Below are 21,382 nucleotides of genomic sequence, written 5' to 3' on the forward strand. Positions count from 1 at the left end.
ATTCGACACCCCGCTCACGCGGGGTGTACCACCAAAGCGCAACTCAGTAAAAATTTCCAAACATCCACAGGAAGGCTGCGCCAAGCGCGTTTTGGGCAATGGCCGCAACGGTCGCCTATTTACCGACCAGTATCTCAAGGCCGCTGGCTTTGGCGGCTATAAATAGCAGGATAAAAAAACCCGCCGAGGCGGGTTTTTTCTTGCAGGGGCGCTTAGATCGCGCCACGCTGACGCAGCACGTCCAGCACCTGCTTCACGCCCTCATCCACGCTCGTGGCCTGGGTATCGATCACAAGGTCGGCATCCAGCGGCACATCGTACGGGAAGCTTTCGCCCGGGATGTTGTCGCCACCAGCAGCGTACAAGCCTTGCGGGTCACGCTCACGGCAGGCCAGCGGCGAGGCCTGGACGTAAACGGTCACCAGGCGCTCCTTGCCGATCAATGCCTTGGCCTGTTCCCGGCCTTCTGCATCCGGGGCCACGAACGCGGCCAGAGTCAGCAGACCGGCTTCGTTGAACTGGCGCGCCACATGGGCGGCGCGGCGCCAGTTCTCGGTGCGGCCGGCACGGTCCTGCGGCAAGCCCTTGTTCAGGTCATGGCGCAGGTTCTGGCCGTCGAGCACGTACACTGCACGGCCCATGTCGAACAGCTTGCGCTCCACGGCATAGGCCAGGGTGCTCTTGCCAGCGCCGGACAGGCCACTGAACAGCACGGTGGCAGGCTGCTGGCCGAAGCGCAGGGCGCGCTCTTCGGTGGCCACATGGCACAGCTTGCCATGATGGCCGGTGCTGCCGTGCGGCAGGACTGGCGGGGCGATGATCATGCCGGCGCCGACCGTGCCGTTGGTCAGCCGGTCGATGACGATGAACGCACCGGTGGTGCGGTTGCTTTCGTAACCGTCCAGGGCAATCGAGGCGTCCAGGGACACCTTGACGCGGCCGATCTCGTTCAGCTGCAGCGCGCTGGCAGCGCCCTGCTCCAGGGTGTTCACATCGACCTTGTGGGTGATGCTGGCAATCGAGCCCGGCACGTAGCTGGTGGCGCGCTTGATGTCGTATTTCTTGCCCGGGAGCATCGGCTCCTCGGCCATCCACACCAGCATGGCGTCGAACTGGTCGGTGACCGGCGGGACGTTGTCGGCATGCACCAGCAGATCGCCACGGGAGATGTCGATCTCGTCTTCCATGGTCAGGGTCACGGCCTGGCCGGGGCCTGCGTTTTCCAGCTCGCCTTCGTAGGTGACGATGGACTTGACGCGGCTGCTCTTGCCCGACGGCAGCACGACGATTTCGTCACCCTTGTGCACCACGCCGCTGGCGATGGTGCCGGCGAAACCGCGGAAGTTCAGGTTCGGGCGGTTGACGTACTGCACCGGGAAGCGCAGGTCGGTGAAGTTGCGGTCGGCCGACACTTCGACGGTTTCGAGGATTTCCATCAACGTCGGCCCGGCATACCACGGCGAACGCTCGCTGTGGTTGACCACGTTGTCGCCCTTGAGCGCCGACATCGGCACGAAGTGCAGGCTGCTCGGCACCAGGTTGATGGCTTCGGCGAACTTCAGGTAGTCGGCCTTGATCGATTCGAAAACGCCCTGATCGAAGCCCTTGAGGTCCATCTTGTTGACCGCGACCACGATGTGCTTGATGCCCAGCAACGAGGCAATGTAGCTGTGGCGGCGAGTCTGGGTCTGCACGCCGTAGCGGGCATCGACCAGGATGATCGCCAGGTCGCAGGTGGACGCGCCGGTAGCCATGTTGCGGGTGTACTGCTCGTGGCCCGGGGTGTCGGCAATGATGAACTTGCGCTTGGCGGTGGAGAAATAGCGGTAGGCGACATCGATGGTGATGCCCTGCTCGCGCTCGGCCTGCAGACCGTCGACCAGCAGCGCCAGGTCGACTTCCTCGCCGGTGGTGCCGACCTTTTTCGAATCGCGAGTGATGGCCTCGAGGTGGTCCTCGTAGATCATCTTCGAGTCATGCAGCAAGCGCCCGATCAGGGTGCTCTTGCCGTCATCCACGTTGCCGCAGGTGAGAAAACGCAGCAGTTCTTTGCGCTCGTGCTGAGCCAGATAAGCGAGGATGTCTTCGCTGATCAAATCGGATTGGTGCGACATGGAGTAACCCTGAAAATTAGAAGTAGCCCTGACGTTTCTTGTCTTCCATGGAACCGGCGCCATCGTGGTCGATGACTCGGCCCTGGCGCTCGGAAGTGCGCGTCAGGAGCATTTCCTGAATGATGTCGGTGAGCGTCTCGGCTTCCGACTCGACAGCACCCGTCAACGGGTAGCAGCCAAGGGTACGGAAACGCACCTTTTTCTTGACGATGCGCGCTTTCTCTTCATCGGTAAGATGTTCGAGGATGCGCTCGTCGTCTATCATGATCAGGGTGCCGTTCTTCTCGATGACTTCACGCTCGGCGGCGAAGTACAGCGGCACGATCGGGATGCCTTCGAGGTAGATGTACTGCCAGATGTCCAGCTCGGTCCAGTTCGACAGCGGGAAGACGCGGATCGACTCGCCCTTGTTGACCTTGCCGTTGTACACGTTCCACAGTTCCGGGCGCTGGTTCTTCGGGTCCCAGCGGTGCTTGCTGTCACGGAACGAGTACACGCGCTCCTTGGCCCGCGACTTCTCTTCGTCGCGGCGCGCACCACCGAAGGCGGCATCGAAACCATGCTTGTCCAGCGCCTGCTTCAGGCCCTGGGTCTTCATGATGTCGGTGTGCTTGGAGCTGCCATGGGTGAACGGGTTGATGCCCTGCGCCACACCCTCGGGGTTGACGTGGGTGATCAGCTCCAGGCCCATTTCCTCGACCATCTTGTCGCGGAAGCTGTACATCTCCTGGAATTTCCACTGGGTGTCGACGTGCATCACCGGGAACGGCAACTTGCCTGGGAAAAAGGCCTTGCGCGCCAGGTGCAGCATCACGGCGGAGTCCTTGCCGATCGAGTACAGCATCACCGGGTTGTCGAACTCGGCGGCCACCTCGCGGATGATGTGGATGCTCTCCGCCTCCAGCTGTTTCAAGTGCGTCAGTTTGTCGACCATGGCTACTCACGAAAAACGATCTTATGGACGGCCTGCGGGCCGTGTTCGAGCGAGCCACTTTATCACAGCGGCTGCTTCTATTTAGGAGGCTGGCTAGATCGAAAAAGTCTAACGATATGACTGGGGGTTTGGGCTGGCAGGCCCGGTATTGGTCTCTGGACATGCACAGGATCTGTAGGAGCAGCCTTGTGCTGCGAAGAGGCCGTTACTGCCCAAAAAGCTCTTTTGCCTCACTGGCCTCTTCGCAGCACAAGGCTGCTCCTACAGGGACCGCGCCATCAACACTGTATCCGCGAAGAAGGCGACGCCGATGTCAGATCGGGTTTGGGCAATCGATGAACAGGTGCTCCACGGCAAAGCGCCGCGCCAGGTAATCACCCAGCGCCTGCACCCCATACCGCTCGGTGGCATGGTGCCCGGCGGCAATGAAGCTGACGCCATTCTCGCGGGCACTATGGTAGGTCTGCTCCGACGCCTCGCCGGTCAGGTACAGGTCCACCCCGGCCGCGATCGCCGTGTCGATGTAGCCCTGCCCGCCTCCGGTGCACCAGCCGACCCGCCGGATCATCTGCTCACCCTCTACCAGCAAAGGCTCACGCCCCAGAACCTCCCGCACTCGCCGGGCGAAGTCGAGCGCAGTCATCGGCTCGGCCAGCGAGCCGACCAGGCCGACCACCTTGGGGTTCTCCGGGTCCAGCGGCCCTTCGACGGTGATGTCCAGTTGCCGCGCCAGTTGCACGTTGTTGCCCACGTCCGGGTGCACGTCCAGCGGCAGGTGGAACGCCAGCAGACTGATGTCGTTGTTCAACAGGGTTTTCAGCCGGCGCTGCCGGATGCCGGTGACGCAAGGGTTCTCTCCCTTCCAGAAGTAGCCATGGTGCACCAGCACCAGGTCGGCCTCGGCTTCGACTGCCGCATCCAGCAACGCCTGGCTGGCGGTAACGCCGCTGACGATGCGGCTGACCTGCGGCCGGCCTTCGACCTGCAGGCCGTTGGGGCAATAATCCTGGATCTTCGCGCTGCCCAGGTAACGCTCGGCTTCCTCGACCAGGGTGTTCAGAGCGACGGCCATGAAAATCTCCTCGAAATCTGCGTTTTTCTCGGGCACAACGCCCATGCAACGCCCGTATAATGCCGGCCATTATGGGCCGTCGCCGGCACTGGGGGAACCGGTGTATGATCGCGCGCGCTCATGCCCACCGCACGGTCATCGTCCCCGGCTATTTCCAGGATTCATTCATGTTCAAGGCTTTGCGTTATTTTGGCTGGCCCCTGCTTACCGGCGTACTGATCGCCATGCTGATCATCCAGCGCTTCCCGGAGTGGGTCGGCCTGCCCAGCCAGGACGTCAACCTGCAGCAGGCACCGCAGACCACGCGGATCATGCAGGGCCCGGTATCCTACGCCGACGCCGTGACCCTGGCCGCCCCGGCGGTGGTCAACCTGTACACCACCAAGGTGGTGAACAAGAGCGCCCACCCGCTGTTCGAAGACCCGCAGTTCCGCCGTTTCTTCGGCGACAACCTGCCCAAGCAGCGCCGCTGGGAGTCGAGCCTGGGCTCGGCGGTGATCATGAGCCCCGAAGGCTACCTGCTGACCAACAACCATGTCACCAGCGGCGCCGACCAGATCGTCGTGGCCCTGAAGGATGGCCGCGAGACATTGGCCCGGGTCATCGGCAGCGACCCGGAAACCGACCTGGCGGTGCTGAAGATAGACCTGAAGAGCCTGCCGGCAATCACCATCGGCCGCTCCGACAACATTCACATCGGTGACGTGTCGCTGGCCATCGGTAACCCGTTCGGGGTCGGCCAGACCGTGACCATGGGCATCATCAGCGCCACTGGCCGCAACCAGCTGGGCCTGAACAACTACGAAGATTTCATCCAGACCGACGCGGCGATCAACCCGGGTAACTCCGGCGGTGCGCTTGTGGATGCCAACGGCAACCTGATCGGCATCAACACGGCGATCTTCTCCAAGTCCGGCGGTTCGCAAGGTATCGGCTTCGCCATCCCGGTGAAACTGGCACTGGAGGTGATGAAGTCGATCATCGAGCACGGCCAGGTGATCCGTGGCTGGCTGGGCATCGAAGTACAGCCACTGAGCCAGGAACTGGCCGAATCGTTCGGCATGAAGGACCGCCCGGGCATCGTGGTGGCGGGCATCTTCCGCGAAGGGCCGGCGGCAAAGGCCGGGCTGCAGCTGGGTGACGTGATCCTGAGCATCAACGGCGAGCCGGCCGGTGACGGGCGCAAGTCGATGAACCAGGTGGCGCGGATCAAGCCCAACGAGAAGATCACCATCGAGGTGATGCGCAATGGGCAGCAGTTGAAGCTGATCGCCGAGGTGGGCCTGCGGCCACCACCGGCGCCGGCAGTCGCCAAGGAAGAGAAGTAAGGCTGCGATCTGGTCTCTGGGGGGCTGCTTCGCAGCACGAGGCTGCTCCTACAGGAGATCGCATTTCCCTTGTAGGAGCAGCCTTGTGCTGCGAATGGGCCGCAAAGCGGCCCCGGCTACATCAATGCAGGATCTGGCTCAGGAACAACTTGGTCCGGTCACTGCGTGGCCGGTCGAAGAAGTCATCCGGCGCCGCCTGCTCGACGATCTCGCCCTTGTCCATGAAGATCACCCGGTTCGCCACGGTCCGGGCAAAGCCCATCTCGTGGGTCACGCAGAGCATGGTCATGCCGTCCTCGGCCAGGCCCACCATGGTATCGAGCACTTCCTTGACCATTTCCGGGTCCAGCGCCGAGGTCGGTTCGTCGAACAGCATAATCTTCGGTTTCATGCACAACGCGCGGGCAATCGCCACACGCTGCTGCTGACCACCGGACAACTGCCCCGGGTACTTGTGCGCCTGCTCCGGAATACGCACCCGCTCCAGGTAGTGCATGGCGATTTCCTCGGCCTTGCGCCGCGGCATCTTGCGCACCCACATCGGCGCCAGGGTGCAGTTCTCCAGGATGCTCAGGTGCGGGAACAGGTTGAAGTGCTGGAACACCATGCCCACTTCGCGGCGGATGGCCTCGATCTGCTTGAGGTCGTTGGTCAGCTCCACACCATCGACCACGATGCGCCCCTGCTGGTGCTCTTCAAGGCGGTTGAGACAACGGATGGTGGTGGACTTGCCAGAGCCGGACGGCCCGCACAGCACGATGCGCTCGCCCTGGCGCACGTTCAGATTGATGTCCTTGAGCACATGGAACTGGCCGTACCACTTGTTCACGCCCTGCATCTGGATGATGCCTTCGGGGCCGGCAGGCTGCTTGATCGCTTCACTCATTTCGAAACTCCTAACGCTTGTGGCCAGTGTCCAGCTTGCGCTCCAGATGCATGGAGTAGCGGGACATACCGAAACAGAAAATCCAGAACACCAGGGCGGCGAACACGTAGCCCTCGGTAGCCATACCCAGCCAGGCCGGGTCGGCAGCAGCTTGCTTGACGCTGTTCAGCAGGTCGAACAGGCCGATGATGATCACCAGGCTGGTGTCCTTGAACAGGGCAATGAAGGTGTTGACGATGCCGGGAATTACCAGCTTGAGCGCCTGCGGCAGAATCACCAGGCCCATCGCCCGCCAGTAGCCAAGGCCCATGGCCGCGGCAGCTTCGTACTGGCCCTTGGGGATGGCCTGGAGGCCGCCACGCACCACCTCGGCGATATACGCCGACTGGAACAGGATCACGCCGATCATCGCCCGCAGCAGCTTGTCGAAGCTCATGCCCTCAGGCAGGAACAACGGCAGCATCACCGATGACATGAACAGCACGGTGATCAGCGGCACGCCGCGCCAGAACTCGATGAAGGTCACGCACACCACCTTCACCGCAGGCATTTTCGAGCGCCGCCCCAGGGCCAGCAGGATTCCCAGCGGCAATGCGCCGACAATGCCCACGGTGGCAATCACCAGGGTCAGCATCAGCCCGCCCCACTGGCTGGTAGGTACGCTTTCCAGGCCCAGCATGCCCCCGTGCAGCAGGGTGTAGGCCAGCAGCGGGTACACCACCAGGAAGCCAAGGCCGTAGAAGGCCTTGCGTGGGAAGCGTTTGATGAACAGCGGGGCGGCGCCAAGCACGGCAAGCCACACGGTCAGGTCCACGCGCCAGCGCAACTCGGCCGGGTAGTAGCCGTACATGAACTGGCCGAAACGCTGCTGCACGAACACCCAGCAGGCGCCCTCCTTGGTGCAGTCGGCGCGGGTGGTGCCGACCCAGTTGGCATCAAGCAACGCCCACTGCAGCAGCGGCGGCACGATCAGCCAAACCAGGTAGATGGCAAACAGGGTCAGCAGCGTATTGAGCCAGCTGGAGAACAGATTGGCACGCATCCATGCGAGCACGCCGACGGTTTTCACCGGTGGCGGCATGTCGGGTTTGAAAACATGGGCATTCACGGGCGTATCCTCACCGCTCGATCAGCGCAATGCGCTTGTTGTACCAGTTCATCAGCAGCGAAATACTGATGCTGATGGCGAGATAGACACTCATGGTGATGGCGATCACCTCGATGGCCTGGCCGGTCTGGTTGAGCACGGTACCGGCGAACAGCGAGACCATCTCCGGATAGCCGATACCGGCCGCCAGCGACGAGTTCTTCGCCAGGTTCAGGTACTGGCTGGTCAGCGGCGGAATGATCACCCGCAGTGCCTGGGGGATGATCACCTTGCGCAGGGTCGGCCCCTCGCGCAGGCCCAGCGAACGCGCGGCCTCGGTCTGGCCATGGCTGACCGAACGGATACCGGAGCGCACGATCTCGGCGATGAACGCAGCGGTGTAGATGGTCAACGCCAGGGTCAGCGCCAGCAGCTCGGGGATCAGTACCCAGCCACCGACGAAGTTGAATCCTTTCAATTGCGGCACTTCCCAGTGCACCGGGCTGCCGAACAGCAGTGCGCAAACGCCTGGGATGGCGATGAACAGCGCCAGCCCCACCCAGAACTTGTGGAATGGCTCACCCGTCTCGTCGAAACGCTTGTTGGCATAACGCACCATCACCACGATGGCCAGCAGCGCCAGGACCAGGGCCACGACGAACGGCCAGAAGCCTTCGGCCATGGACGCGCCGGGCATGTTCAGGCCACGGTTGCTGATGAAGAAGGTGTCGTCGATATTGATGCTGCCCCGCGGTCCCGGCAGGGTCAGGAACACGGCGAAGTACCAGAACAGGATCTGCAACAACGGCGGGATGTTGCGGAAGGTTTCCACATACACGGTCGCCAGCTTGTTGATCATCCAGTTCGGCGACAACCGCGCCACACCGATGATGAAGCCAAGGATGGTCGCCAGCACCACGCCGATGAACGTCACCAGCAAGGTGTTGAGCAGGCCGATGACGAACACCCGCGCATAGCTGTCTGATTCCACGTAGGGGATCAGGTGCTGGGCGATGCCGAAGCCGGCACTGCGGTCGAGAAAGTCGAAGCCCGAGGTGATACCCCGGTGTTGCAGGTTGGTTTGCGTGTTGTGGAACAGATACCAGCCCAGACCGACCACGAAGACTATCGTGAGAATCTGGAACAGCCACGCGCGCACACGTGGATCGCTCAGGGATAAACCCTTTTGTGCGCCGATTCGATTTTGCATGAAGTGCCCCGGAAAGTAGGGTTCCGAACAGCCTGCGGCGGCGGGATGCCGCCGCAGGGTGCAGCCATCAGCGCACAGGTGGCGCGTACTGGATGCCGCCGTTGTTCCACAGGGCGTTCATGCCACGGTCGATCTTCAGGTCGGTGCCCTGGCCCAGGTTCTTCTCGAACACTTCGCCATAGTTGCCGACTTGCTTGACGATCTGCACTACCCAGTCCTTGGGCAGCTTGAGGTCCTTGCCATACTCGCCGTCCGCCCCCAGCAGGCGAGCAACGTCCGGGTTCTTGGTGCCTTTGGCCTCGGCCTCGACGTTCTTCGAGGTGATGCCTGCCTCTTCGGCGTTGAGCATGGCGAACAGGGTCCACTTGACGATGCTGAACCACTCCTCATCGCCTTTGCGCACCACCGGGCCCAGCGGCTCCTTGGAGATGGTTTCCGGCAGTACCACGTATTCGGTCGGCGCGGCCAGCTTGGAGCGTTGGGCGAACAGCTGCGACTTGTCCGAGGTCAGCACGTCGCAACGGCCGGACTCAAGCGACTTGGCGCTTTCGTCGGAGGTATCGAAAGTGATCGGCGTGTACTTCAGACCATTGGCGCGGAAGAAGTCCGACACATTCAGCTCGGTGGTGGTACCGGCCTGGATGCAGATGGTCGCGCCATCAAGCTCCTTGGCGCTGGAAACACCGAGTTTCTTGTTGACCAGGAAGCCGACGCCGTCATAGTAGGTAACACCGGCGAACACCAGGCCCATGCCGGCATCACGCGAGCTGGTCCAGGTGGTGTTGCGCGACAGTACGTCGACTTCGCCCGACTGCAGTGCGGTGAAGCGTTCCTTGGCGTTGAGCTGGCTGAACTTGACCTTGGTCGCATCGCCGAATACAGCGGCGGCTACGGCGCGGCACACGTCGGCGTCGATACCAACGATCTTGCCCTGCGCATCAGGTACCGAGAAGCCTGGAAGACCGTCGCTCACGCCACACTGGACGAAGCCCTTCTTCTTTACCGCATCCAGGGTGGCGCCGGCCTGGGCGTTGCTCACGACGCCCAGCGCGGCGGCAGCGGTCAGGACTGCCAGGGTGGTTTTCAACATCTTCATTCACAACCTCCAAATCGCTCTTGTTGTATCGAGCCGGAATTGCACCGCACCCTTTTGAGGCGTATCCGACCCGTATTGGCTTGTTATTGGGTCAATGGCGCAATGGACTGTTCTGTGACAGCCTTCGCGTGCAAAGGGTGTTACCGTCACGGCCTGCCCTTTGCATCATTGGTTGAATTGCAAAGCGCGTACCAGAATTTACGGCTGTAGCGTTTAAGCGCTCGTCAAGTAGGGAAAGTTGTATCGTTGCGACATTCTTTTTCCGACAATCATTTCCAGCGCCTTCTTTTCACGCACGCCATAACAAGACCCGCACACTTTCGGAGCAGTCATGACCAACCCGCTGATTCTCGAACCGCAGAAAACCGCAGACGCCTGTGTGATCTGGTTGCACGGCCTGGGTGCCGACCGTTACGACTTCCTACCAGTGGCCGAATTCATGCAGGAACGCCTGCTCAGCACCCGTTTCGTCATGCCCCAGGCTCCCACCCGCCCGGTAACCATCAACGGCGGCTACGCCATGCCCAGCTGGTACGACATCAAGGCCATGACCCCGGCCCGCGCCATCGACGAGGCGCAGCTGGAGGAATCGGCCGAACAGGTCATCAGCATGATCAAGGCCGAGCAGGCCAAAGGCATCAGCCTGTCGCGGATCTTCCTGGCTGGCTTCTCCCAGGGTGGCGCGGTGGTGCTGCACACTGCCTATATAAAGTGGCAAGAAGCGCTGGGTGGCGTGATCGCCTTGTCCACCTACGCCCCCACCTTCAACGACCAGCATCAGTTGAGCGCCTGCCAGCAACGCACCCCGGCCCTGTGCCTGCATGGTGTGCACGACCCGGTGGTGATCCCTTCCATGGGCCGCACCGCCTTCGAGTACCTCAATACCTGGGGCGTTGCCGCCCGCTGGCACGAATACCCGATGGAACACGAAGTGGTGGTGGAAGAGTTGAGCGACATCCACGACTGGCTGAGCAAGCAATTGCAATAAGCCAGGGCTGTCTGTAGTTGTAAGGCTATTCCACTACGCCGCGCCTGAATCTTGCATTACACTGCCCGGCGTACATTCCTTAACCAGTTGATGAGACGATCGTGCTCAAGGCACTCAAGAAAATTTTCGGCAAGGGAGACGCCGCGCCACAGGCCGTCGCTCCTGCTGCCAGCGTGACGCCGCCTGCGCCCGCACCCACCAGCGAGGCCCGGCCTGCGGAAAAACCGGCCGCACCACGCGCCACCCCCACTCCCCAGGCCGAACAGCCTGCCGCCGTTACGCCAGCCGCCGACAAGCCGGCCAAGGACAAACCGCGTCGCGAGCGCAAGCCCAAGCCGCAGGCCAGCCTGTGGAAACCGGAAGACTTCGTGGTCGAGCCACAGGAAGGCAAGACCCGCTTCCACGACTTCAAGCTGTCCAACGAGCTGATGCATGCCATCCACGACCTGGGCTTCCCGTACTGCACGCCGATCCAGGCACAGGTGCTGGGCTACACCCTGCGCGGTCAGGACGCCATCGGCCGGGCCCAGACCGGTACCGGCAAGACTGCGGCGTTCCTGATCTCGATCATTTCCCAGCTGCAGCAGACGCCGCCGCCGAAGGAACGCTACATGGGCGAGCCACGTGCGCTGATCATCGCGCCCACCCGTGAGCTGGTGGTGCAGATCGCCAAGGACGCCATCGCCCTGACCAAGTACACCGGCCTGAACGTGATGAGCTTCGTCGGCGGAATGGACTTCGACAAGCAGCTCAAGGCCCTGGAAGCGCGCCATTGCGACATCCTGGTGGCCACTCCGGGGCGCCTGCTGGACTTCAACCAGCGCGGTGAGGTGCACCTGGACATGGTCGAAGTGATGGTGCTGGACGAAGCCGACCGCATGCTCGACATGGGTTTCATCCCCCAGGTGCGTCAGATCATTCGCCAGACGCCGCCGAAAAGCGAGCGCCAGACCCTGCTGTTCTCCGCCACCTTCACCGACGACGTGATGAACCTGGCCAAGCAGTGGACCACCAACCCGGCCATCGTCGAGATCGAGCCGGAGAACGTTGCCAGCGAAACGGTGGAGCAGCACGTCTATGCGGTGGCCGGCAGCGACAAGTACAAGCTGCTGTACAACCTGGTGACCCAGAACAAGTGGGAACGGGTGATGGTGTTCGCCAACCGCAAGGACGAAGTGCGGCGCATCGAGGAAAAACTGGTGCGCGACGGCATCAATGCCGCGCAGTTGTCGGGTGACGTGCCGCAGCACAAGCGTATCCGTACCCTGGAAAACTTCCGCGAAGGGCGCATCACCGTGCTGGTGGCCACCGACGTGGCGGGGCGGGGCATTCATATCGATGGCATCAGCCACGTGATCAACTTCACCCTGCCGGAAGACCCGGACGACTACGTGCACCGCATTGGCCGGACAGGCCGTGCTGGCACCAGTGGTGTGTCGATCAGCTTTGCCGGTGAGGATGACTCGTACCAGCTGCCAGCGATCGAAGAGCTGCTGGGGCGCAAGATCAAGTGTGAAATGCCGCCGGATGAACTGCTGAAGCCGGTGCCGCGCAAGCACCACTGAGTGGTGTTGGATTCTTCGCGGGCTTGCCCGCTCCCACAGGGGCTCCACAGCTTCCGGAAGCTGTGGAGCCCCTGTGGGAGCGGGCAAGCCCGCGAACCGGGGCAAAGCCCCGGCCAGAAATACTCTGTCTACCAGCGCTCCGCCGCATCCTGATCACTCTGCTTCCCTTCCACCCACCGCGCCCCTTCCTGGGTATTTTCCTTCTTCCAGAACGGCGCCCGCGTCTTCAGATAGTCCATGATGAAGTTGCAGGCATCGAACGCCGCCTGCCGATGGGCACTGGCCACGCCGACGAACACGATCGGCTCACCCGGCTCGAGCGCACCGATGCGGTGCAGCACCTCCACCTTGAGCAACGGCCAGCGCTGCTCTGCCTCCACCACGATCTTGGCCAAGGCCTTTTCGGTCATGCCCGGATAGTGCTCGAGGAACATCCCCGCCACCTCGCGGCCATCGTTGAAATCCCGCACGTAGCCGACAAAACCGACCACCGCGCCCACACCGACATTCGCCGCGTGCATGGCATTGGTCTCGGCTCCCGGATCGAACGCGCCCTCCTGTACTCGCACAGCCATGTTCAGCCTCCGGTCACCGGCGGGAAGAACGCCACTTCATCGCCCTCTTCCAGCGGCTCATCGAGCTTGCACAGTTCTTCGTTGCGCGCACACATCAGGTTCCGCTCGGCCAGCACTTCATACTGCCCGCCCTTGGCCACCAAGGCCTGGCGCACATCGTCGAGCACCTTGAACGCACCCTCCACCCGCTCGGCATCCACGCCCAACAATTCGCGGTAACGGGCGAAGTACATCACCTTGACCTTCATCACGCCTCCACCTTGTAGTGGCCACTCTTGCCGCCGAGTTTTTCCAGCAGGCGCACCTGCTCGATGACCATACCTTTATCCACAGCCTTGCACATGTCATAGATCGTCAGCGCAGCCACGCTGGCTGCAGTCAGCGCCTCCATCTCCACGCCGGTCTGCCCGGCCAGCTTGCAGCGGGCGACGATACGCACAGCGTCCTGCCCCTCGGCACTCAGCTCGACCTTGACGCTGGTCAGCATCAGCGGGTGGCACAGCGGGATCAGTTCGCTGGTCTTCTTCGCCGCCTGGATCCCGGCAATGCGCGCCACGGCGAACACGTCGCCCTTGGGGTGTTCACCGTCGACGATCATCTGCAAGGTCTGCGGCAACATGCGCACCCGCGCCTCGGCGGTGGCCTCACGCTCGGTCACGGCCTTTTCAGTGACGTCGACCATGTTGGCCCGCCCCTGGGAATCAAGATGTGTCAGCACTGCTCTGCTCCTGTGAAGGGAACTCGCAGTGTAAACCTGTGAGTCAGGTTTGAGCAGAGGGGTGCGTCAACCGTGCCCGCGAAAAAGCCGGGCGGCGAACCGCCCGGCGGAGAGGGTTACAGATGCGACTCGGCGTACTCGGCCAGCACCGAGCGTGGCACGCCCTGCAGGGTGATGTGCACGCCATGGGGGAAGTCCTTGAAGCGCTCGGTCAGGTAGGTCAGGCCCGAGCTGGTCGCGGACAGGTAGGGGGTATCGATCTGCGCCAGGTTGCCCAGGCAGACCACCTTGGACCCGGAGCCGGCACGGGTGATGATGGTTTTCATCTGGTGCGGCGTCAGGTTCTGGCACTCGTCGATCAGGATCAGGCTCTGCTGGAAGCTACGGCCACGGATGTAGTTAAGCGACTTGAACTGCAACGGCACGCGTTCGAGGATGTACTCGACGCTGCCATGGGTGCTTTCGTCATCCATGTGCAAGGCCTCGAGGTTGTCGGTGATGGCGCCCAGCCAAGGTTCCATCTTCTCGGCCTCGGTACCCGGCAGGAAGCCGATCTCCTGGTCCAGCCCCTGCACACTGCGGGTGGCGATGATGCGCCGGTAGCGCTTGCTTACCATGGTCTGTTCGATGGCTGCGGCCAGGGCCAGGATGGTCTTGCCGGAACCGGCGGCGCCGGTCAGGTTGACCAGGTGGATATCCGGGTCAAGCAGGGCGAACAACGCCAGGCTCTGGTGGATGTCCCGCGGTTTCAAGCCCCAGGCTTCCTGGTGCAGCAGCGGTTCCTGGTGCAGGTCCAGCAACAGCAGTTCGTCGTTGCGGATACCCTTGATCCAGCCGACGAAGCCCTGTTCATCGATGATGAACTCGTTGACGTGAACCGCCGGCAGGTTGTCGATCAATTGCACGCGGTGCCAGGTGCGGCCGCGCTCCTGGCGGGTATCGACCTTGCTCACCCGATCCCAGAACGAGCCGGTGACCGAATGGTAGCCCTTGGACAGCAATGACACGTCATCGACCAGTTGGTCGGTGCTGTAGTCCTCGGCCGCGATGCCACAGGCACGTGCCTTCAGGCGCATGTTGATGTCTTTGGTGACCAGCACAACGTCCAGGTCGGTGCGCCGGGCCCGTACTTCGAGCAACTGGTTGATGATGATGTTGTCGTTGAGGTTTTCCGGCAGCAGCTTGTTCGGCTCGTTGCGCGGAGTCATCAGGATGGACAGGAAGCCCTTGGGCCCGCTCTTGCCACGCTGGATCGGCACGCCCTGCTCGACATCGCTGGGCGAGGCGTCACCAAGGGTCTGGTCGATCAGGCGAATGGCCTGGCGGCATTCGGCGGCGATGGTCTGTTTGCCGGTCTTGAGCTTGTCGAGTTCCTCCAGCACCGTCATCGGGATGGCGACATGGTGCTCCTCGAAGTTCAGTAACGCGTTGGGGTCGTGAATCAGGACGTTGGTATCGAGCACATACAGGATAGGCTTGCTGGAGGAAGGGTTGCGTCCTTGGTCATCCATACTCGGTCACCTTATGTCGAAGCCACACGGCGTGGTCTGTTACGCCGCAGAGTGACTGCCGCTGTCCCCGTATCCGCGTTGTTACGGGCGGGAAGCGAACCTGGCTAGGTGGGCCTGGATGACGCCACCTGTGCTGCAGGAATCGGCTGTCTGGTTTCTTCATACCGCAAAAATGATGACTAAAAAAAGTCTTTTTACGTGCAGGTGAAGTTTATTTTTCCAAATGACGAACAGGGGTTGGCGAGGGGGCGCGCGAGGACTACAGTCAAAAATCAGGCTGCCATTGCATGGGTCAACGCCAGCAAGCCATGCACCTAACCTGTAAGAGCAACTGTGTTGTGTTGCCTGTACTGGCCTCATCGCCAGCAAGCCAGCTCCCACAGGGACAGCGCATGGCTTGAGGCCGATGCGGTCGAGGTGGGAGCTGGCTTGCCGGCGATGGGCTGCGCAGCAGCCCCCTCTCACCCCCGGTTGGCATATCCCTGGCAATCTTCCCAACCAATCCCGCTCTGCGCCGTATTGCGCAACAACCACTCCACCGCCGGCTGCGCCCTGGGCAGGCTGTCATGGAACTGGATCACCCCCTTGCGCCACAGCAGCATCAAGGTCAGCACCCGCTGGGCAGAGGCCTCGGCGCTCAGTGCGCCATCATCCTGGGCATCGATGTCCCACAACGACACTTGCAACTGCTGGCTGGCCATGAACGCCTCGCCATCGGCCCGGCGCTGCCCGTAGGGCGGCCGAAACAACGGTACATACTGCTCCGGCAAGTCGGCCTGCACCCGAGCCTGGCTGCGCCGCAATGAATCCTGCCAGCCTGTCCACTGCGCATGGGAGCGGTACTCCCAACCCTGAACCCCCACGCAATGCCCACGATAGAGCTGGCGCAAGGCATCTGCCGCACCGGCGTCGCGGCGTTGCTGCAGGCGGTTGCCGAGCACGAAGAACGTGCCTTGAAGCTTTTGCCGGCGCAGATAATCAGCCAGCAGATCGGTACTGCCGCCATCCGGCCCGGGCCCGCCGACGAAGGTCAGCAGGAACATGCGATCGTTCAGCTCATCCCCATTGCGCTCGCGTGAGGACAACCGCTCCACCTCGCTGCTGGTCTGCGGCAGCAACGCAGCCTTGCGCAGTTGTTCGTCCAGGTACCGCACATGGAACTGGTGGCTCGGCTCGATCCAGCCCGTGTAGAACGTGCCGACATCGGCAGCGAACGTCGCTGCCTGTGTGCGCAACTCCGCCATCGACGTAACCGGATAGCAGAACGACGCATCCTGTTCGCAACTGCGCTGCGCCTGTTGATAACCTTCCCACAACCGCTGCCACATGCGCGCCCGCACCAGGCGCACCTTCTGCAGGTTGACCTGCCGTAGCCCCAAGCGTGCCGCCAGCGCCGCGTCGTCCAGCAGTTCGCTTTCATGCAGCACCTGGGCGAACGAGAGGATCTCGGCCCGCGAGGCCACATCGAACAACGCCGGGCTGTCCAGCTTTTCGGGCCACAGGCTGCGGTCCAGGCTCACCTGGGTTGAAGGGGCGGCTTGCACGGCCAGGCTCAGCAGAGCGGCCAACAAGGCAGAGGCAATACGCACGGTTGAAGCTCCGCAACGGCGAAACGCGCACTATAGCCTCTGCACCGGCCATGGTCTGTGACTATCGTCGCCATAGTTTGGACTTGCACCGCCCAGCCCGTAGAATTCCCGGCCTACGATGCCAGGAGCCGACCCGATGCTGACGGTGATATCACCCGCCAAGACCCTCGACTACGAAACCCCGCCGGTGACCGAGCGTTTCACCCTGCCCCAGTACCTGGACGACTCTCAGGAGCTGATCCAGCAGTTGCGCGACCTGTCGCCAGCGCAGATCAGCGAACTGATGCACCTGTCCGACAAGCTCGCCGGCCTGAATGCCGCGCGCTTCGGCAGCTGGACCCCGGACTTCACCCCGGCCAATGCCAAGCAGGCGCTGCTGGCGTTCAAGGGTGACGTGTATACCGGCCTCGACGCCGAAAGCCTGGGCGAGGACGATTTCAGCCATGCCCAGCAGCACTTGCGCATGCTTTCGGGCCTGTATGGCCTGCTGCGCCCGCTCGACCTGATGCAACCTTACCGCCTGGAAATGGGCACCAAGCTGGCCAACGCCCGCGGCAAGGATCTGTATGCGTTCTGGGGCACGCGCATCAGCGAATGGCTGAACCAGGCCTTGGCCGAACAGGGCGATGACGTGCTGCTGAACCTGGCCAGCAACGAGTATTTCAGCGCGGTGAAACGCAGTGCGCTCAAGGCCCGGGTGATCAACGTCGACTTCAAGGACCTGAAGAACGGCCAGTACAAGATCATCAGCTTCTACGCCAAGAAAGCCCGCGGCATGATGAGCCGCTTCGTGATCCAGCAGCGCATCAGCGACCCGGAGCAGCTCAAGCAATTCGATGTGCAGGGGTACTACTACAGTGCCGAACAGTCGAAGCCGGACCACCTGGTGTTCCTGCGGGATCATCCTTCCGAATAGTCAGGCAATACACAATCCCCTGTAGGAGCGGCCTTGTGTCGCGAAAGGGCCGCATAGCGGCCCCGGCAATTTCTGCTTTGATGTTGAAATCCTGGGGCCGCTGCGCGGCCCTTTCGCGACACAAGGCCGCTCCTACAAAAAGCGCCTCCCTCCTTACCCCCTCCGCCCCGCAACAGGGCACGACGCAAAGCGCCATCACGCCACAAATCCGACGCCAAAAAATCGACACACCACCACTTATAGCCAAACGCCATAAGACCGTTCGTAGCTTTTTTGACTATTTTTTCAAAATATTTTTCGATGCTGGCATAAAAATATCTCGCAACAGTTTCGCCCTTTATATATCGGGGCAAAACCCCCGAGTGCTATCAGATTGAAATTGTCCGCCACTGAAAAAATATTTAGAAATCTTTCATCCACGTCGAACCCACCTCGGAACTTCTGCTACGACGATTCGCTCATAGTGCCGTAACGATTTTCCTGCCCTTGGGCTGTGAGAGATGACTTACATATGACAACGGCAGGTATCCACTACCGGCCTCAACAACTTCGACAGGTATGACGGGCAACCCCCGAAGACCTGTCCATGCAGGAGAGACGCGTCCCTTTCAATTCGTCCTAGTGGTTGATTTCAAAGGATTTTTCCACTTGAAAAAACAAGCACAGCAAAGCGCCACGTAGCGCATTGCAATAAAGACGGCTGCATTCCAGGGCACGTTTTTTAATTAATGGCTTTTTACTGCCACATTTGAGTGCATAACTTTTTGCGCTCCGGATTTATTTTGCCTGCGCTCGGCGAAGTGTGCATTTCGCCATGGATCCGTGCGCCCGAAAACTGTTGTTAATCAACCCAGTCCGGCTCTCTCCGGAGGCGCCGGCGTGATAAACACATGAGGTGATAGCGATGCGTATCAGCATCTTTGGTTTGGGTTATGTGGGTGCAGTCTGTGCAGGCTGCCTGACGGCGCGTGGCCATGAAGTGATCGGTGTGGACGTGTCCAGCACCAAGATCGACCTGATCAATCAGGGCAAGTCGCCCATCGTCGAACCTGGCCTGGAAGCACTGCTGCAACAGGGCATCGCCAACGGCCGCCTGCGCGGTACTACCGATTTCGCCGAAGCCATCCGTGCCAGCGACGTATCGATGATCTGCGTGGGTACCCCAAGCAAGAAGAACGGCGACCTGGGCCTCGAATACATCGAGTCGGTGTGCCGAGAAATCGGCTACGTGCTGCGTGACAGCGAGCGCCGCCACACCATCGTGGTACGCAGCACCGTGCTGCCGGGCACCGTGAAGAACGTGGTGATCCCGATCCTCGAAGACTGCTCGGGCAAGAAAGCCGGCGTCGACTTCGGCGTCGCGGTCAACCCGGAATTCCTGCGTGAAAGCACCGCGATCAAGGACTACGACCAGCCACCGATGACCGTCATCGGCGAACTGGACAGCGCCAGCGGCGACATCCTGCAGGCCCTGTACGAAGAGCTCGACGCACCGATCATCCGCAAGCCGATCGAAGTGGCCGAGATGATCAAGTACACCTGCAACGTGTGGCACGCCACCAAGGTCACCTTCGCCAACGAGATCGGCAACATCGCCAAGGCCGTAGGCGTGGATGGCCGTGACGTGATGGACGTGGTCTGCCAGGACAAAGTGCTGAACCTGTCCCAGTACTACATGCGCCCTGGCTTCGCCTTCGGCGGCTCGTGCCTGCCCAAGGATGTGCGCGCCCTCACCTATCGCGCCGCCAGCCTCGATGTACGCGCACCGCTGCTCGACTCGCTGATGCGCAGCAACGAATCGCAGGTGCAGAACGCCTTCGAGCTGATCGAAGCCCACGACAAGCGCAAGGTCGCCCTGCTCGGCCTGAGCTTCAAGGCCGGCACCGACGACCTCCGTGAAAGCCCGCTGGTGGAACTGGCCGAACGCCTGATCGGCAAGGGCTACCAGCTGGATATCTACGACGAGAACGTCCAGTACGCCCGCGTACACGGCGCCAACAAGGACTACATCGAGTCGAAGATCCCGCACGTGTCGTCGCTGCTCAACGCCGACTTCCAGAAGGTGATCGACAACGCCGACATCATCGTCCTGGGCAACCGTGACGAGCAGTTCCGTGCACTGGCCCAGCAAGCGCCGGCCGGCAAGCACGTGATCGACCTGGTCGGTTTCATGAGCAAACCGACCTGCGCTACCAGCCGCACCGAAGGCATCTGCTGGTAAGTGCTGGCCGGGCAGCGGGGGCCTCCCCACCCCCGCTGCCCACCTTTTCCCGAATTCTCGACGGATGCTGAACATGCAAAGGATCCAGACAGTGCTGTTGCAGTGCGCCGGTTGGCTGCTCTACGTGAGTCTGCTCATGCTGATCGCCCTGGCCCTGCCAGCCGATATCTTCGACTCGCAGTCGAAGCACTTCATCTTCCTGGTCGGCGCAGTCGGCATCTGGCGCTACTCCATGGGCGCCACCCATTTCATCCGTGGCATGATCTTCCTCTACGGCGTATACCCGTACCTGCGCCGCAAGGTTCAGAAAATGGGCAAGGACGCCGACCCGTCCCACGTGTACCTGATGGTGACCAGCTTCCGCATCGAAGCTCTCACCACTGCTCAGGTGTACAGCTCGGTGATCCGCGAGGCGATCAACTGTGGCTTCCCCACCACCGTGGTCTGTTCGCTGGTGGAGATGTCGGACGAACTGCTGGTGAAAAGCCTGTGGGCCAAATACAACCCGCCAGCCCATGTGAAACTGGACATCGTGCGCATCGCCGGTACCGGCAAGCGTGACGGCCTGGCCTACGGTTTCCGTGCGATCTCGCGCATGCTGCCGGACGAGAACGCCGTGGTGGCGGTAATCGACGGTGACACCGTGCTGGGCGATGGCGTGGTACGCAAGACCGTGCCGTGGTTCAAGCTGTTCCCCAACGTCGGCGGCCTGACCACCAACGAGTTCTGCGAAGTGCGTGGCGGCTACATCATGAGCGAGTGGCACAAGCTGCGCTTCGCCCAGCGCCACATCAACATGTGCTCGATGGCCCTGTCCAAGCGCGTGCTGACCATGACCGGACGCATGTCGATGTTCCGCGCCAGCGTGGTGACCAACCCCGAGTTCATCGCCGACGTCGAAAGCGACTCGCTGATGCACTGGCGCCTGGGCCGCTTCAAGTTCCTCACCGGTGACGACAAGTCCAGCTGGTTCAGCCTGATGCGCCTGGGCTACGACACCTTCTACGTGCCGGACGCCGCCATCAACACGGTCGAGCACCCGCCGGAGAAGAGCTTCCTCAAGGCCAGCCGCAAGCTGATGTACCGCTGGTACGGCAACAACCTGCGGCAGAACTCCCGCGCGCTTGGCCTGGGCCTGCGCCGCCTGGGGCTGTTCACCAGCATCGTGCTGTTCGACCAGCGCGTGTCGATGTGGACCAGCCTGCTGGGCCTGACCGTGGCGGTGATCGCCAGCCTCAAGTTCGGCCTGGGCTTCCTGCTGGTGTATCTGCTGTGGATCGGCATCACCCGCCTGATTCTCACCATCATGCTGCTGTGCTCCGGCCACAACGTAGGCCCGGCCTACCCGCTGATTCTCTATTACAACCAGATCATCGGCGCGCTGATGAAGATCTACGTGTTCTTCCGCCTCGACAAGCAGTCCTGGACGCGTCAGCCCACTGCCCTCAAGCGTGACCTCGCCAGCTTTCAACAATGGTTCAACACCTGGTCCTCGCGGACCATGACCTTCTCGGCTGCCAGCATCTTCGTTGCTGTGCTGTTCATGGTCGTGTGAGCCCAACCCGGATCGGA

At 61.7% G+C, this 21,382-nt stretch carries 18 protein-coding genes; 6 read left to right on the forward strand and 12 right to left on the reverse strand.

What is annotated here, in order from left to right:
• Positions 1–212: 212 nt before the first annotated feature.
• The 3 genes from cysN to ACK56M_RS24505 form a co-directional block, all read right to left on the reverse strand.
• Complete coding sequence (cysN, locus tag ACK56M_RS24495) at positions 213–2,114, reverse strand: sulfate adenylyltransferase subunit CysN (protein WP_054573306.1); 1,902 nt, start codon at positions 2,112–2,114, stop codon at positions 213–215.
• Positions 2,115–2,130: 16 nt separating this feature from the next.
• Positions 2,131–3,048, reverse strand: a complete 918-nt coding sequence (gene cysD / locus ACK56M_RS24500; RefSeq protein ID WP_013974136.1) for a sulfate adenylyltransferase subunit CysD — start codon at positions 3,046–3,048, stop codon at positions 2,131–2,133.
• A 313-nt stretch (positions 3,049–3,361) separates the two neighbouring features.
• Positions 3,362–4,120, reverse strand: a complete 759-nt coding sequence (locus ACK56M_RS24505; RefSeq protein ID WP_015271733.1) for a Nif3-like dinuclear metal center hexameric protein — start codon at positions 4,118–4,120, stop codon at positions 3,362–3,364.
• A 167-nt stretch (positions 4,121–4,287) separates the two neighbouring features.
• Here ACK56M_RS24505 and algW point away from each other — a divergent pair, with 167 nt between their 5' ends.
• Positions 4,288–5,448, forward strand: a complete 1,161-nt coding sequence (gene algW, locus ACK56M_RS24510; protein WP_015271734.1) for a Do family serine endopeptidase AlgW — start codon at positions 4,288–4,290, stop codon at positions 5,446–5,448.
• Positions 5,449–5,569: 121 nt separating this feature from the next.
• Here algW and ACK56M_RS24515 read toward each other — a convergent pair whose 3' ends face one another.
• The 4 genes from ACK56M_RS24515 to ACK56M_RS24530 form a co-directional block, all read right to left on the reverse strand.
• Positions 5,570–6,334, reverse strand: a complete 765-nt coding sequence (locus ACK56M_RS24515) for an amino acid ABC transporter ATP-binding protein (RefSeq protein WP_003251792.1) — start codon at positions 6,332–6,334, stop codon at positions 5,570–5,572.
• Positions 6,335–6,344: 10 nt separating this feature from the next.
• Positions 6,345–7,442, reverse strand: a complete 1,098-nt coding sequence (locus tag ACK56M_RS24520) for an amino acid ABC transporter permease (RefSeq protein ID WP_013974139.1) — start codon at positions 7,440–7,442, stop codon at positions 6,345–6,347.
• 10 nt (positions 7,443–7,452) lie between these two features.
• Entirely contained in the window at positions 7,453–8,631 is a 1,179-nt protein-coding gene (locus tag ACK56M_RS24525; protein ID WP_015271735.1) for an amino acid ABC transporter permease, read from the reverse strand.
• A 67-nt stretch (positions 8,632–8,698) separates the two neighbouring features.
• Positions 8,699–9,727, reverse strand: a complete 1,029-nt coding sequence (locus ACK56M_RS24530) for an amino acid ABC transporter substrate-binding protein (RefSeq protein ID WP_411959113.1) — start codon at positions 9,725–9,727, stop codon at positions 8,699–8,701.
• Between the two features lie 331 nt (positions 9,728–10,058).
• Here ACK56M_RS24530 and ACK56M_RS24535 point away from each other — a divergent pair, with 331 nt between their 5' ends.
• Both ACK56M_RS24535 and rhlB read left to right on the forward strand, forming a co-directional pair.
• Positions 10,059–10,715 (forward strand): alpha/beta hydrolase, encoded by a 657-nt coding sequence (locus ACK56M_RS24535; RefSeq protein WP_015271737.1) that lies wholly within the window; start codon positions 10,059–10,061, stop codon positions 10,713–10,715.
• A gap of 101 nt (positions 10,716–10,816) precedes the next feature.
• Positions 10,817–12,280 (forward strand): ATP-dependent RNA helicase RhlB, encoded by a 1,464-nt coding sequence (gene rhlB / locus ACK56M_RS24540; RefSeq protein ID WP_054573302.1) that lies wholly within the window; start codon positions 10,817–10,819, stop codon positions 12,278–12,280.
• 128 nt (positions 12,281–12,408) lie between these two features.
• Here rhlB and moaE read toward each other — a convergent pair whose 3' ends face one another.
• The 5 genes from moaE to ACK56M_RS24565 form a co-directional block, all read right to left on the reverse strand.
• Positions 12,409–12,855 carry a molybdopterin synthase catalytic subunit MoaE gene (moaE, locus tag ACK56M_RS24545; protein WP_013974144.1) on the reverse strand — a complete coding sequence of 149 codons (447 nt, stop codon included), beginning with the start codon at positions 12,853–12,855 and terminating at the stop codon, positions 12,409–12,411.
• 2 nt (positions 12,856–12,857) lie between these two features.
• Entirely contained in the window at positions 12,858–13,103 is a 246-nt protein-coding gene (gene moaD, locus ACK56M_RS24550) for a molybdopterin converting factor subunit 1 (protein WP_015271739.1), read from the reverse strand.
• The gene (gene moaC, locus ACK56M_RS24555) at positions 13,103–13,573 is read right to left on the reverse strand and encodes a cyclic pyranopterin monophosphate synthase MoaC (protein WP_013974145.1); all 471 of its coding nucleotides are present in this window, start codon (positions 13,571–13,573) and stop codon (positions 13,103–13,105) included. Before moaC ends, moaD begins: the two co-directional genes overlap by 1 nt.
• Before the next feature lie 116 nt (positions 13,574–13,689).
• Positions 13,690–15,084, reverse strand: a complete 1,395-nt coding sequence (locus ACK56M_RS24560; protein WP_013974146.1) for a PhoH family protein — start codon at positions 15,082–15,084, stop codon at positions 13,690–13,692.
• A 461-nt stretch (positions 15,085–15,545) separates the two neighbouring features.
• Positions 15,546–16,673, reverse strand: coding sequence for a polysaccharide deacetylase family protein (locus ACK56M_RS24565; RefSeq protein WP_411959114.1), 1,128 nt, complete (start codon positions 16,671–16,673; stop codon positions 15,546–15,548).
• A gap of 136 nt (positions 16,674–16,809) precedes the next feature.
• Between ACK56M_RS24565 and yaaA the strand changes: the two genes are divergently transcribed.
• From yaaA to ACK56M_RS24580, 3 genes are all read left to right on the forward strand, one after another.
• Positions 16,810–17,589: a peroxide stress protein YaaA gene (gene yaaA, locus ACK56M_RS24570; protein ID WP_411959115.1), complete on the forward strand. Its 780-nt coding sequence runs from the start codon at positions 16,810–16,812 to the stop codon at positions 17,587–17,589.
• 904 nt (positions 17,590–18,493) lie between these two features.
• Entirely contained in the window at positions 18,494–19,810 is a 1,317-nt protein-coding gene (locus ACK56M_RS24575; RefSeq protein ID WP_003257136.1) for a nucleotide sugar dehydrogenase, read from the forward strand.
• Between the two features lie 73 nt (positions 19,811–19,883).
• On the forward strand, positions 19,884–21,365 hold the full coding sequence (locus tag ACK56M_RS24580; protein ID WP_031324250.1) for a glycosyltransferase family 2 protein: 1,482 nt from the start codon (positions 19,884–19,886) through the stop codon (positions 21,363–21,365).
• The last annotated feature ends 17 nt before the right edge of the window (positions 21,366–21,382 follow it).

Origin of the sequence: Pseudomonas sp. s4, from assembly GCF_046764235.1 — a bacterium.
GTDB classification, from domain to species: domain Bacteria; phylum Pseudomonadota; class Gammaproteobacteria; order Pseudomonadales; family Pseudomonadaceae; genus Aquipseudomonas; species Aquipseudomonas asiatica.